The following is a 13,969-nucleotide window of genomic DNA, read 5'->3' as shown; positions in this document are numbered from 1 at the left end:
AGACAGTGGGTATAAGAGACAGCATTTAACGCTGTTCATTAAAATTATGCGCTACAAGCTGTGACCGCACTTTTAAAAAAGTAGCTAATGTTGGTGCGCAGTCATTTTCACTAATTTATTCACTCGCCAAACACTGAATGAATTTTAAAAACATTATAATTTCAAAGTACATCTACTACACATTTAGCTCACATCAATGATGTGAACTTCTTCTCCGCATCATGTTTTCAAACACGCTCCTCAGAATAATTCAGTGTATGAACGTTCTAACTCATGATCTGATTAATCCAAGTAACAATAAAAATTTATTGGGTTGTGGCGTTATTATTGCCACCATTGTGGTAACGTGTGTTTCAATGTACACCACACCACACCACACCACACCACACCTTGTATGAATTAAAATCTGTCGATAAGGCTCGAGGCTTTTATTATTCGAGTTCGCGTTGATTTTGCGGTGTACAAAATAATTTGCGCACAACATTACGTAAGTACATCTAAAACTCGATTTTCAGAATCAGAAATGTTCTGTTGGTTCAAACTGGGATTGCCTTACGGTTAACTTGAATAGGATTTAATTGAAGACTTTTATCAACCCTGACACCTGACACCTGACACCTGACACCTGACACCTGAATCTGAGAAGTATAATGCACGTAATCTAATTGAGAGAAGAACTGTAATAGTGAACATTTATCTAAGAATGTAGATAAATTTAGATATTTAGGTGTTAACAATTAGCTCTCGAAACTTCTGAGCTGCATGTAGCATTGAGCACGTAAAAGATTTCAACCTTAGATTAGGTTGAAGCCAAGGTAGTAACACACACTATGCAGGAAAATGTTTAAATTTGGCTAACTGGATGGTGATTTTCAGCCTGAAAAAGTGTAATTATCTGTTATTATTCAACATCTTAAGTTGATTTTTCGGTGGTGTGAAAATCATTAAGTTGAAGGGTTTTTACTTCACTTTAGGTTATTAATGGTAATACTGCATTGTCCAGCGTCCAGCGTCCAGCGTCCAGCGTCCAGCGTCCAGCGTCCAGCGTCCAGCGTCCAGCGTCCAGCGTCTTACTTTTGACAAATTCCTCCGTTTTCAACGACCCAGACAATTCGACAAAATTTACCTATTTGACCAATTCTCAATGCAGCATTGGGTGCCGATCATTCACCCAATGTGCAACTGACCCTTACATGTAGTTATCAGATGCCATTAATCACACCTACTGGTGATATAAACGAGGAGAAATCTGGAGAAGGCTTAAATGCTGGTTTTAGCATAAAAGTCGCATTGCGCGGAAATTGGAGGATAACGAATTACCTACTGTCGCTTAGGTGTAATCGTTATCCTGGAGTTCTACCAGAATCAGCTTCAATGAGATGAACGACACGAAATGCGTTATGCAGAAATACCATCGTCATAACTCACATGGGCATATGAAAATAGCGTCCAGACCATCCTAAGCGCCATCACTATCACTGCCTTCACCACCAATCAATAATTCATGGTGATTTTCAGCCTGAAAATTTCAGAAAATTTCTCTTAATACACTACCTTATAGCGTTTTCAGGACGGTGAAAAATCCACTTGAAAGGTGACAATGTCATTCCAAGCTTAAAGCATCAACACTCATGACAGCGAGCCCGGAAGGGCAGAGCGCCCCTCTACTGCCGGTAAGAATGCTTTACTCAGTGCGTGCGGAAGACAGTGAGCAAAAGCACGCCTAGTTCAATCAAGCACAATTATACTTTGCATTGAGCTGTGTAAATCACACTAACCTTACGCGCTCACCATGACGTTCCTTTTTAACTCACCCCACAGTCGGATAGTCCTATGAACAATATCGACGTACTCATCGTTGGAGCAGGGCCCACTGGTTTGGTGCTGGCACTCTGGCTCACCCGACAAGGCGTGTCAGTTCGAATCATCGATAAGAGTCAGGGACCGGGTGAGACATCACGAGCAATGGCCGTTCAGGCACGCACGCTGGAACTTTATCGACAGTTGGATATGGCTGAAGAGACCATCGAAGCAGGCTACAAAATGCCAGCAATGAATATGTGGGCGAAGGGAAAAACGAGGGCGCGCATTCCCATGGAGAATGCCGGAAAGGACATTTCTCCGTATCCGTTCGTGCTTGTCTTACCCCAGGACAGACATGAAAAACTGCTGGTCACCCGTCTGGAAACTGCAGGTGTTGTCGTCGAACGACAAACAGAATTCATGTCGTTCAGGGAAGAAGGCGAACAGATTGTTGCCACGATCAAAACACCTACAGGGCAGACAGAAACCTGCACTGCCACCTATCTTGCAGGCTGTGATGGTGCGCATTCCCCGGTGCGTCATCAGATTGGTAGTGACTTCGAAGGCGGTACTTACAACCATCTCTTTTACGTTGCAGATGTATTGGCCAGTGGAGTGACACCCGCGAATGAGGGACACATTGCCTTCGACAAGTCTGATTTTGTCCTGGTGATGCCCTATGGGCCGGAGCATCAATATCGTTTGATCGGCACTGTTGAAAGTGAGGAAGGGGATAAGCAGCAACACTCTTTTGACGATGTCAGCCAAAGGGCCATCAGCGGATTAGGGCTCAGTATCAAACAGGTAAACTGGTTTTCTACCTACCGTGTCCATCACAGGGTAACCAATCATTTTCGACATGGTCGTGCATTTCTGCTGGGGGATGCAGCACACGTCCATAGCCCGGCGGGAGGGCAGGGGATGAATACCGGCATTGCCGATGCGATAAACCTTGCGTGGAAATTGGCTGCGGTGATCAAGGAGCAGGCCCCTGAAATCTTGCTTGATAGTTATGAGGCGGAGCGCAAGGGCTTCGCTCACCAACTGGTAAAGACCACAGACCAGGTCTTCACCTTCATCACTACCGCTGGCGGGTTCGCAGATTTTGTGCGTACGCACATTGCACCAGCGATCGCCAGTCAGGCCTATCAATATGGACGCGTACGAGAATACCTTTTCCGCGTCATCTCACAAACGACGATGAGCTATCCGGACAGTCCTTTAAGTGAGGGAAAAGCGGGAGAGATAAGTGCGGGCGATCGCTTACCGTATATCGCTATGGGTGAGACAGACAATTATGCATTACTGAGAAAGATAGTCTGGCAATTACACATCTACGGTACAGCCACTGAAGAAGTCAGGAACTGGTGCGATCGCCATGGCGTGGAATGGCATGTCTTCCCCTGGCAGGATGTATTTGAGAAAAAAGGATTTAAACAGGACACCGCTTACCTGATTCGACCGGATGGCTATATCGGCCTGGTGGTCACTGAAAGACATGCAGAGCGTCTTTCAGCTTATGTCAGTCGCACTGGAATACAGCGAGCCCTGTTATTGAGATGATGATCATTATCACCCAGCGATTTATAGACCATATTCCAAAAAAAACGCCTTGCCACAACATGGCAAGGCGTTGGTATTACTGCGACTGACTTCCTCCTGCCCATGATTTAGACTGCAAATTCGCTCGTGCCTTCGCCACCATATCACTGGTGACTGGCGCGGCAGCATTGCCCCAGCTATTGCGGGTGTAAGTCATCACATCGGGAATATTGCTGTCTGACAACTTCCAGGCAAAGTCCGGCATCCCGGCGGCCGTTGGATTGGCATGGGTCAGCGGTCCCTGACTCCCTTTAAGCACAACATTCAGCAGGCTGGAGGGATCAGCAGAATTCATCTGCGGATTATTCGCCAGTGTCGGAATCATTTTTCGGATGCCTGAGCCATTGGAAACGTGGCAGGCATTGCACTGCGATTCATATACCTTTTTGCCGACGATCATTGCAGTATCAGATGCTGCAACAGGAGCGGGTTGCACACCTGATGATGCTGGCAAGGATTGCAGATAACTGGCAATCGCTCGGAGATCATCATCGGTCATGTACTGAGTGGAGTTTTCAACCGCTTCCGTCATTGGACCGGATGAAGCGGTGAAACGGTTCGTACCGGATTTCAGATAGCTGACGATATCACCTTGATTCCTGCTGCCCAGGCCGACATGCGGATTGGGCGTCAGATCAGGCGCATGCCAGCCTTCCAGCGTGCCGCCTTGCAAGTAACTGTTGCTATCGCCGCCGAGCAGATTCTTAGACGTATGGCAAGCGGCACAGTGTCCCGGGCCATCAACCAGATAGGCACCCCGATTAATTTCCGCACTTTTATTAAGTGTAGGTTTAAACACGGCATCATCAAATAACATCAGATTCCAACCCGCCAGCGTCCAGCGTTGGTTGAATGGGAAGGGCAGTTGGTTCTTGACCACCTCGTTCTTCACTGCCGGAATCGTGCGGATGTAAGCCCACAGGTCTGTCAGATCGCGATCGGTTAATTTCGCATAGGCGTTGTTAGGCATCGCGGCGTACAGATATCCATGCGACCCCACCCCATGACGAACCGCCCGATCAAACTGTTCCTGCGTCCAGTTGCCGATACCGGTTTCTTTATCCAAAGTGATGTTAGATGAAAGAATGGCACCAAACAGTGTTTCAAGTCGATAGCCTCCGGCAAAAGCCTGACCACCTTGTGCAGTATGGCATGCTGTGCAGTCGGATAAGCGTGCAACATATTCCCCGCGTTTAATTTGATCCTGTAAAGCCGCGCCACTCTCTGGCTGCAATGCCTGCGGATACGATTTATGCAGTCCATACTGCACCAGCGCGGTATAGCCGATAGCGCCCAGAACTACGATAGCGCCAAGCGTTAATCCGGCACGACGTAATGTTTTTGCCATGATTTTCTCCTTAGGGTACCAGTGAACCTGGATTTTTCAGGTAGTCATTGACGATGGCGTGCGCGGTCCACAGCGTTAACGCACTCAAGGTGATAGTGGCGTTATAGCCGCCGTTGTTGGGATACGACGATGCACCCAGTACAAACAGGTTGTGCGCGTCCCAGTGTTGCTGTTAGCGGTTAAGCACCGACGTATTTGGGTCGAGCCCCATGACAGCACCACCGATAGTGTGTGAGCTGTCATAGGCGCGGAACGGGGAGTTGTGTTTATCCGGGAAGGCTTCGGTCTCCCAGCTTTTGGCACCCGTAAAACGGTAATGATGGCGAATGGGCATCTGGTATGCATTCAGAGACGGGTGCAAGAGTGGCCGAATCCGGCGTTTGGTTGTGCGTTGTCGTTGCATGAAGTGGCGCTCGGCGCGCTGCACCAGCATGGTAATGCACAGCAATGGCAAAGACTCACGCAGCAGGGAGAACAGATGCTGAGGCAGATTGCGCAGGGCACACTGCAAAGCGAGTCGTTACTGCACTTCGCATGGGAACAGCTTCCGGCGCAACTGCTGGCTCTGCAGCATCGCAATTTCAGTGGTAAGCAGGTCATTCTGCTTTAGTTGAGAAAAGCGAAAGCACGCTCGCTTGTCTGCACAATATCGATAGCCGGATTATGTCACTCGTAACACGGCTAATTGTTTTTAATCATTTCTCACAGCAGTGGAAGCCATTACAGCATCCTAACATCCCCCCTGTCGGGTGCTATCTCGGCACCGTTCTTCAGTTCAGGTAATGCATTGCTTGTATCCACTCGCAGAGAGCGGTATTCACCGCACCCATCATGCTGTATTCTGCTGCATATTGCAATATTTTGCGGCTTTGAGACCGACATGCATAAAACAGCCAGACAAAAATTATTGATGGAATTGCTGCTTGAACAAGGGCAGGTGGGAATTGGGCAGCTTGTTGAAAAGTTGCAGGTTTCTGCGGATACCGTGCGTCGCGACCTGGCCGATCTGGAAAAACAGGGTCTGGCGCAGAAAAACCATGGTGGAGCCGTGGCACTGGATCTGTCAGTGATGAATCGCCACCAGCGCAGCGCACTGATTCCCGATGTCAAAATTGAACTTGGCAGGCAGGTAGCGGAAAAAATACCGGCAGGTGCCACGCTGTTTCTGGATGCGGGCAGCACAGTGCTGGCGGTCGCCACGTTGCTAAAAGGCCCAGCAACGGTCATCACTACGTCACTGGATATTGCCCATCACCTCAGTGATAAGCCGGATGTCGAACTCATTCTTCTGGGCGGCAAATGGGACAAGCAACAACGGCTTTTTTCCGGCAGCGCCACGCTATCTCTGCTTGAAAAGTATCGTGCCGACATCGCCATTCTGGGGGCTTGTGCGCTGCATGCCCGGTTTGGATTGAGTGCCAGCCAGGAGGGTGACGCTGAGGTGAAGCGCGCCATGCTGGCGGCAAGCAGCGAACACTGGGTGGTGGCCGATCATATGAAGCTCAACCGTTGTGAACCCTATCTGGTCGCACCGCTCACCGATATCCATCAACTTTTCCTTGATGCGCCCTGGAGCGAGTTTGACGTCACCGACGCTACACAGGTCAACATCACACATTCTTAATGGCAAGAGGAGTCAGAAATGAGTATTCAGAAAGAGATTCGCGTCGCCCTCATCGGCTACGGATTTGTCGGTAAAACATTTCATGCACCTTTAATTCAATCCGTTCCCGGTTTGAAGCTGCATGTTGTTTCGTCTGGCAGTGAGGAGAAGGTCAAAAAGGACCTGCCTGACGTCATCGTTCTCGACTCCCCGGAAGCGGCCATCCAGCATGCTGATATTGATTTGGTGGTGATCGCCTCGCCCAATGCGACTCATGCACCCCTGGCGAAGCTGGCGCTGAATGCCGGTAAGCATGTGGTGGTGGATAAACCCTTTACGCTGGATTTGGCAGAGGCCAGAGAGCTGGCGGCACTGGCCCGTGAGAAGACATTACTGCTCTCAGTATTTCAAAACCGCCGCTGGGATACCGATTACCTGGGGGTAAAAAAGGTCATCGATTCTGGCGCGATCGGTCAGGTCAAACATTTCGAGTCTCACATCGACCGATTCCGCCCGGAAGTGCGCGACCGCTGGAGAGAACACGATATTCCTGGCAGTGGTTTATGGTTCGACATTGGGCCTCATATCATCGACCAGGCGCTGCAGCTGTTCGGACTGCCAGAAACCGTTTCTGGTGACATCGCCGTCCTGCGTCATGGCGGAAAAAGCAATGACTGGGCACACGTCACGCTCAGCTACCCTGAGCATAAAGTGATCCTGCATGCCAGCATGCTCGCCGCGGGTGGCGTGTCACGCTTTACCGTTCACGGGGACAAAGGCAGCGTGGTTAAACCCAAAGCCGACCAGCAGGAAGCGCAACTGATTGCTGGCATCGAACCGGGTTCCGCGACCTGGGGCGAAGATCAGGATGATTTGATGGTGTTTGACAGTAATCTGCAGGTCACGTCACTCAAAACGCCAAAAGGCGACCAGCGTCAGTACTACATCCAGGTGCGTGATGCGCTGGCGGGCAAGCAGGCTAATCCAGTTTCTCCCGCTCAGGCGATTGCCGTCATGGCGGTGATTGAAGCGGCAGTGCGCTCATCAGAGACCGGTACGGTGCAGAAACTCGCGCTGAGTGAAGCGGAAGCTGGTGCGTTTTATCAACTGAGTTAGCCGGGCGGGGCTTTACGGACAAGCTTTTATACGCTGGTAGAAGCCTGCCAGCGGATTAGAAGCCTCTGGCAAGCCTGTCATTCATGGAATCAATCGTGCCGCAATGGAATCTCACATCTCCGATAGCAGCGCGATTGATGTCCTGATCGTCTTCGCAAGATTTTATCCAGGGCAATGAAGGATGAAATTTGGTGAAATGCATGCACGCTTAGCTACGATCATCATTGCCATCGATGTTGCTCGCTTCTTACCCAAGTCATCATCGCAGTGAGAAATTGACCTGATTCATATTTTGATGCATGATGACATCAGTTTGTGAATCATATGAGGTGGCGAGATGCGTACTACAGTGACGATTGATGATGTGCTGTATGCTCAGGCTCTGGATATGGCCGATCCAGATATGGACAAGGCTGATATTTTCCGTGAAGCGATGAAAACGTTTGTTCGGGTACAAGCGGCAAAGCGCCTTGCTTCATTGGGTGGCGCAGCGCCTGAAATGGAAAGCATTCCCCGCCGTCGCGAGGAACCGTCTGCATAATGTCCATTCTGGTTGATACATCTGTCTGGGTAGATCATTTCAAAAACAGAAATGAAGAGTTAGTGCGGTTACTGAGCGGGGACCTGATATTGATTCATCCAATGGTGATTGGAGAACTTGCCTGCGGCACTCCGCCAGCGCCCCGCGTGCGCACACTCCGTGACCTGAACTTGTTACCGCAATGCCACCAAGCCAGCATGAGTGAGGTGATGGCATTTATTGAAAATAAAATGCTGTACGGACACGGCTGTGGCCTGGTGGATATCACCTTGCTTGCATCTGCTCTCATTACCCCCGGAGCAACGCTCTGGACGCTTGATAAACGGCTCGTCAAGTTAGCCAATCATCTTAATGTAGGTTATCAGCCTGTTCACTAACGTTAACTTCATCGTAAGTTATCCCGCCCGCACAATCATAGCGAGATGAACCCGCCTTCGCGGTCGCTAACAACACCATATTCAACTACAACCATACGCGTTCCGATATACCCCCGCAGCACCAACCTCGCGCCAGATTGGGCCTACAACAACAGCGATTCCAAAAAGGTGTTCGCCAGCCTGAAGCAGACGTTTAATAACGGCTGGGAGCTGAACCTGAGCGGCTCGCACACCGAAGCCACCATGGACAGTAAGTTGCTGTATATCGACGGTTACTTTGCTAAATCGACCGGTATCGGTATCGGCCCTTATGAGGGCTATGACTTGTTAGGCGGCACCGGCTACAACACCGCAAAACGCAAAGAAGATACCGCAGACGCTTATGTCACCGGTCCGTATGAACTCTTTGGCCGCCAGCATGAATTAATGGCGGGTGTCACCTATATTCGTCAGCACGACCGCTACGTCAGTGCCTCCACCAGCTTCACCTCGGCAGACGTTGGCGACTTTAACGACTGGGGCAATTATCCAGAACCGGATTGGGACGATCAGGCGCTGTCGCAGGATAATGTGATTCGTCAGAAATCCGCTTACTTAGCCACGCGCATTTCACTGGCCGATCCACTGCATCTGATCCTTGGCGCCAGTACACGCAATACAACCCCAACACGCTGACGCAGAATATGGAGAAGAACAACATCACGCCGTATGCAGGCCTGGTGTATGACATCAACGATACCTACTCCGCCTACGCCAGCTATACCTCGATTTTCAAACCGCAGACCTATCGTAATGCGCAGGGTGCTTATCTCTCTCCTGTCACCGGTAAAAACTATGAAACCGGGATCAAAGTCGACTGGATGAACAGCCGCATCACCGCATCGCTGGCGGTGTTCCGTATCGAACAGGATCACCTGGGCGCGACGGATTATGCTCTGGTGCCAGGCAGTACCGATTACGCTTACTACGAGCAGAATGGCACCGTGAGTAAAGGTGTTGAATTCGAAATCAACGGTGCGGTGACCGATAACCTGCAGATGACCTTCGGTGCAACGCGCTATGTGGCGAAAGATGGCGAAGATGCCGCGCTGAACCCAACCCAGCCGCGTACTTCACTGAAGCTGTTCACCAGCTATCTCCTGCCGATGCTGCAGGATCTTACTGTGGGCGGCGGTGTGAACTGGCAGACGCACACCTGGGATAACGTAGCGGGACCTGGCGGAACTTCAACGCTGTATGCAGAGCAGGGCAGCTACGCGCTGGTGGATCTGTTCGGTCGTTATCAGGTCACCAAACAACTCTCCGTGCAGGCCAACCTGAACAACCTGTTCGACAAGATGTATAACATCAATGTGGGCAGAAACACGGTGTACGGCGAACCGCGTAACGTTTCTATCTCCGCGAACTACCGATTCTGATTTGGCTGAATTCTCCACGGAGAAAGGCCCTGTCATAATCTGATTGCTGGAACCTTCACGCCTGGTGTGCGGAGGTTCCAGCGTCACACCCTTCAGGTAAAGTTAATCCCGCAACACCTCAATGAATAATCACAAGTCTCTATACTTAACGTCATTCGTTACATTGAGGGCGTAAGTTTTGACACCAGAATCTGAACATATTGATGCCATGGCCTGGCAGGAACTGCATAACGCAGCAAACGACCCTCACGCCGGGTTTCGTTATGTGAACATCTGCACCATTGATACTGCGTTCAAACCACAGGCTCGCATGATGGTGTTAAGGCGGACGGACAGTGCCCAGCGGCTTCTGGAATTTCACACCGATATCCGCAGTGCAAAATGGCAGGAATTAGCCCTCAATCCCGCTGCAACGGTATTGGGATTTTGCTCGCAATCGCGTCTGCAGTTACGTTTGCAGGGTTTTTTCAAACGATATGAACCAGCAAGCACTCTCGCCGGGCAAACGTGGCAAGGGCTGTCAGTCTGGACGCGCAGGAGTTATTCAGGCGGGCCGCCGGGAGAAGAGTTGTTGTCTCCGCGCGATCAAACCTGGCATGCTGAAAGTGAGGAGAGCGGGGAAGGCGGTCAGCGCCATTTTGGTGTGTTGGTTTTTCAGGCTGAGTCGCTCGACTGGTTTCGCCTTGAGCGCGACAATAATCGCAGGGCGCGACTGACTTATTCCGCAACGGGAAGTCTGGCTTCATTCAACTGGGTCAACCCCTGAAGATTCTGCGGCGTTCTATTCCCTCGTAATAACAGCCTCGCTTTGTTATCTGTGCACCGCAAATAACACGTTGTTGAGGATGTGGATGCCAGCGAGGGTTAACCCACGATCTGAATTCGAAAATCAAAAAAAGTCTGCTGCCCACATTTCTCAGATCCAACGAAATACCGTGAGTCAGATCTCATTTTTCAAATCCTGACTATACTCATACCTTTCTTTACACAGTGTCAGCTGTGTTTTTAGCAACCTATGGAAGCTCAAATGCAAAACTCTTCTCCGCCCCCATCGGACGATGGCGGCTCGCTCAATTTAACCGTGCAGCAACGTCTGTTCTTTGTGGTGTTAGTCGCCACCATGGGCGCGCTGGCGTTCGGTTATGACACGGGCATCATTTCCGGTGCGCTGCCTTATATGACTCTGCCGACCTCGCAGGGTGGGCTTGATCTCACCCCCTTTACCGAAGGGCTGGTGACTTCTGCGCTCACATTCGGCTCAGCGTTCGGTGCCTTCGTTAGCGGCTTTGTCTCTGATCGCTTTGGCCGCCGAATTACGCTGCGCAGCCTGGCCGTGCTATTCGTTGCTGGTGCGTTAGGCACCACCATCGCGCCGAATCTTGAGATCATGGTGGTGATGCGATTTATCCTCGGATTCGCCGTGGGTGGCGGATCCTCCACGGTTCCGGTGTTTATCGCTGAGATTGCGGGTCCGAAACATCGTGCGCCGCTGGTAAGCCGTAATGAGTTGATGATTGTGTCAGGCCAGTTGCTGGCTTACATCGTCAGTGCGGCGATGAGTCTGTTAATGCACGATCCGAGCATGTGGCGTTATATGTTGTCGCTGGCGATGATCCCGGGTGTGCTGCTGTTTATTGGCACCTTTTTTGTCCCGGCCTCACCGCACTGGATGGTGGCCGAAGGGCGCATAAAAGAGGCGTTACGTATTCTGCGTAAATTGCGTGAGAATCCACGCGAAATCAAAAAAGAGATGGCGGAGATGCGCCAGAACGCGCGCGAAGCCCGTCAGGGGCCGCCCGCTCGTGAACTGCTGAAGGAAAAATGGATAGTGCGACTGCTGCTGCTGGGCTGTGGCATGGGGATCGTGGCGCAATTCACCGGTGTGAATGCTTTTATGTATTACACGCCTATCATTCTTAAAAGTACCGGACTTGGCACCAGCGCGTCGATCGCCGCCACGATAGGCAACGGCGTGGTATCTGTGATCGCGACTTTTGCCGGCATCAAAGCGATCAGCCATTTTGGTCGCCGCCCAATGCTGATCACCGGGTTATCGGTGGTGATCGCCATGCAGCTGGCGCTGGGGGCGGTGCTGATACTGATGCCGCACAGTTTAGTACAAAGCCTGCTGGCGCTGGCCTGCATCCTGGTGTTTCTCTTCTTTATGCAGATGTGTATTTCGCCCGTGTATTGGCTGCTGATGTCTGAGCTGTATCCGATGAAAGTACGTGGCGTATTGACCGGTTCTGCCGTCGCTTTTCAGTGGATATGTAACGCCATCGTTGCGTTAGCTTTCCCGCCGTTGCTGTCGCTGGTGGGAAATAATGCGTTCTTTATCTTCGCTGCGATCAACGTGGCTTCCCTGGTGTTTGTCGCGGTGATGTTGCCTGAAACCCGTGGCAAATCGCTGGAAGAGATTGAATCTCACATGCGTGAACATTTTGGTGAGAGCACGACTGAAACGGTAGCTTCAGCGTAGTGGTTGAAATCGTATTATGACCCGCTGCCGACCCTGTGGCTTTTGGCTGCACGGCGGCAGCGTTCCGAGCAGTATTGCACCTCTTCCCAGCAATTTTCCCACTTTTTACGCCAGGTCATCGGCTTATGGCACTGCCTGCAGTAGCGGACTGGCAGGGATTTTTTGTTTCCTTTGAAATCTTTCATATCGTTTGAATGGGGCTTTTTCCAATAATTGGACTGCTGACATAGAGCTGGACACCGGAGCAATGACATTGCCTATCGCACGCCATTTGAGCGGGACGGTAAGGAGTGCTTCGAGCAGATCAGGCGTCAAACAATAGTAGATCATTTGGTGAGGATGGTCGTTTCATGTTGCCAGGGTTGCTATTCAGGTATGACGCGCTGATGGTTCGCGCTCCTGGCATTAATCATTAATAACAGAACGAATAAAACGGTTTAACCTTGAGTCAAACCTGTGCAGCGCTGCTGCTAACAACGTTAAGGGATAAAGATGAGTCAACTATTTAGTGCCGCAAAGATTGGAGAGCTTGAGCTGGAGAACCGCATCGTGATCGCCCCGATGTGCCAATACTCCGCCGATGCGGGATGCGCCAGCAGCTGGCACCGCATCCATTTAGGTTCACTGGCGCTTTCTGGCGCAGGATTGCTGATTCTGGAAGCCACCGCCGTTGAACCGGCAGGTCGTATCTCGCCGGGAGATCTCGGGCTGTGGGATGACAAGACGGAAGCCGCGTTACACAGCGTGCTGTCTGACATTCGCGCCTGGTCACCCATCCGCCTGGGTATCCAGCTGGGCCACGCCGGGCGTAAAGCCTCATGCCGTGCGCCATGGCAGGGAGGGCATCAACTGCCGGAGAGTGAAGGTGGCTGGCAAACGGTGGCTCCTTCAGCGATCAGCTTTGCAGAGCAAGATCATGCACCGACCGCACTGGATGAAGCGGGGCTGGTGCGCATTAAACAGGCATTTGTAGATAGCGCGCAGCGTGCGGTACGTCTGGGTATTGAGTTGATTGAAATCCACGCGGCACACGGTTATCTGCTGCACCAGTTCCTGTCGCCGCTGAGCAACCAACGTCAGGACCAATACGGTGGTTCGTTGGAGAATCGTTTACGTTTCCCACTCGAGGTGTTTGCGGCGGTACGTGGGGCTGTGCCTGCTTCGATTCCGGTTGGCGTGCGTCTCTCTGCCAGCGATTGGGTTGAGGGTGGCTGGGATGTTGAGCAATCCATTATGTTTAGCCAGCAGCTTGAAGCGCAGGGCTGTGATTATGTGCATGTATCGAGCGGTGGGCTATCGCCACAGCAAAGCATCACTGTGGGGCCCGGTTATCAGCTGCCGTTTGCACGCGATATCCGCCAACAGGTGAAGATTCCGGTTATCGGCGTGGGCTTGATTACCGAACCGCAGCAGGCAGAAGCGGTGGTAGAGCAGGGGGACGCGGATCTGGTTGCGTTAGGACGTGCCGTGCTCTACAACCCGCACTGGCCATGGCAGGCGGCTGCCGCGTTGAATGCGCAGGTCAAGGTTCCGTCACAATATTTGCGTTCTGAACCACATGGCGTGAAGGGGACGCTGGTTTAGTTTTAATTAGCCAGGCGGCTCTACTGGAGTGACCCGATTTATAAAATGTTCTACAACCCGCCGGCGATGCTGGAAGGACGAGGTTTTAACTTTGGGCA

13 protein-coding genes and 1 pseudogene are annotated in these 13,969 nt (G+C 51.3%); 11 read left to right on the top strand and 3 right to left on the bottom strand.

All coding sequences use genetic code 11. The features are described 5' to 3' along the window. Positions 1-1,833: 1,833 nt before the first annotated feature. Positions 1,834-3,366 (top strand): FAD-dependent oxidoreductase, encoded by a 1,533-nt coding sequence (locus tag JK231_RS24075; RefSeq protein WP_211729800.1) that lies wholly within the window; start codon positions 1,834-1,836, stop codon positions 3,364-3,366. Between the two features lie 76 nt (positions 3,367-3,442). Here JK231_RS24075 and JK231_RS24070 read toward each other — a convergent pair whose 3' ends face one another. Further along, the gene (locus tag JK231_RS24070; RefSeq protein WP_211729799.1) at positions 3,443-4,753 is read right to left on the bottom strand and encodes a c-type cytochrome; all 1,311 of its coding nucleotides are present in this window, start codon (positions 4,751-4,753) and stop codon (positions 3,443-3,445) included. A 10-nt stretch (positions 4,754-4,763) separates the two neighbouring features. Then, a pseudogene (locus JK231_RS24065) lies at positions 4,764-4,991 on the bottom strand (GMC oxidoreductase); the annotation flags it as partial. 117 nt (positions 4,992-5,108) lie between these two features. Here JK231_RS24065 and JK231_RS24060 point away from each other — a divergent pair. The 9 genes from JK231_RS24060 (at position 5,109) to JK231_RS24025 (ending at position 12,287) form a co-directional block, all read left to right on the top strand. After that, the gene (locus tag JK231_RS24060; protein WP_211729798.1) at positions 5,109-5,363 is read left to right on the top strand and encodes a hypothetical protein; all 255 of its coding nucleotides are present in this window, start codon (positions 5,109-5,111) and stop codon (positions 5,361-5,363) included. Positions 5,364-5,633: 270 nt separating this feature from the next. Then, positions 5,634-6,377: a DeoR/GlpR family DNA-binding transcription regulator gene (locus JK231_RS24055; RefSeq protein WP_097119716.1), complete on the top strand. Its 744-nt coding sequence runs from the start codon at positions 5,634-5,636 to the stop codon at positions 6,375-6,377. Positions 6,378-6,395: 18 nt separating this feature from the next. Beyond that, a complete protein-coding gene (locus JK231_RS24050) occupies positions 6,396-7,472 on the top strand; it encodes an oxidoreductase (RefSeq protein WP_211729797.1) in 1,077 nt (358 codons plus the stop codon). A 337-nt stretch (positions 7,473-7,809) separates the two neighbouring features. After that, the gene (locus JK231_RS24045; protein ID WP_034830833.1) at positions 7,810-8,013 is read left to right on the top strand and encodes a type II toxin-antitoxin system VapB family antitoxin; all 204 of its coding nucleotides are present in this window, start codon (positions 7,810-7,812) and stop codon (positions 8,011-8,013) included. After that, complete coding sequence (locus JK231_RS24040) at positions 8,013-8,390, top strand: PIN domain-containing protein (RefSeq protein ID WP_211729796.1); 378 nt, start codon at positions 8,013-8,015, stop codon at positions 8,388-8,390. Before JK231_RS24045 ends, JK231_RS24040 begins: the two co-directional genes overlap by 1 nt. A gap of 168 nt (positions 8,391-8,558) precedes the next feature. Beyond that, positions 8,559-9,065 (top strand): hypothetical protein, encoded by a 507-nt coding sequence (locus tag JK231_RS25805; RefSeq protein ID WP_349291539.1) that lies wholly within the window; start codon positions 8,559-8,561, stop codon positions 9,063-9,065. Between the two features lie 8 nt (positions 9,066-9,073). Further along, the gene (locus JK231_RS25800) at positions 9,074-9,808 is read left to right on the top strand and encodes a TonB-dependent receptor (protein ID WP_349291538.1); all 735 of its coding nucleotides are present in this window, start codon (positions 9,074-9,076) and stop codon (positions 9,806-9,808) included. A gap of 178 nt (positions 9,809-9,986) precedes the next feature. Continuing rightward, complete coding sequence (locus JK231_RS24030; RefSeq protein WP_249221827.1) at positions 9,987-10,574, top strand: pyridoxamine 5'-phosphate oxidase family protein; 588 nt, start codon at positions 9,987-9,989, stop codon at positions 10,572-10,574. A gap of 261 nt (positions 10,575-10,835) precedes the next feature. Then, the gene (locus tag JK231_RS24025; protein ID WP_211729795.1) at positions 10,836-12,287 is read left to right on the top strand and encodes a sugar porter family MFS transporter; all 1,452 of its coding nucleotides are present in this window, start codon (positions 10,836-10,838) and stop codon (positions 12,285-12,287) included. 14 nt (positions 12,288-12,301) lie between these two features. Here the strand turns inward: JK231_RS24025 and JK231_RS25725 are convergent, their stop codons facing one another. Next, positions 12,302-12,472, bottom strand: a complete 171-nt coding sequence (locus JK231_RS25725) for a DUF2256 domain-containing protein (RefSeq protein WP_211729794.1) — start codon at positions 12,470-12,472, stop codon at positions 12,302-12,304. Positions 12,473-12,779: 307 nt separating this feature from the next. On the opposite strand from JK231_RS25725, the gene JK231_RS24015 reads away from it, so the two are divergent. Then, positions 12,780-13,871, top strand: coding sequence for an NADH:flavin oxidoreductase/NADH oxidase (locus JK231_RS24015; protein ID WP_211729793.1), 1,092 nt, complete (start codon positions 12,780-12,782; stop codon positions 13,869-13,871). Positions 13,872-13,969: the final 98 nt, after the last annotated feature.

The organism is Pantoea sp. JGM49, assembly GCF_018257655.1.
In the GTDB taxonomy this organism is placed as follows: domain Bacteria; phylum Pseudomonadota; class Gammaproteobacteria; order Enterobacterales; family Enterobacteriaceae; genus Pantoea; species Pantoea communis.
This window is presented reverse-complemented; position numbering and strand designations above follow the sequence as displayed.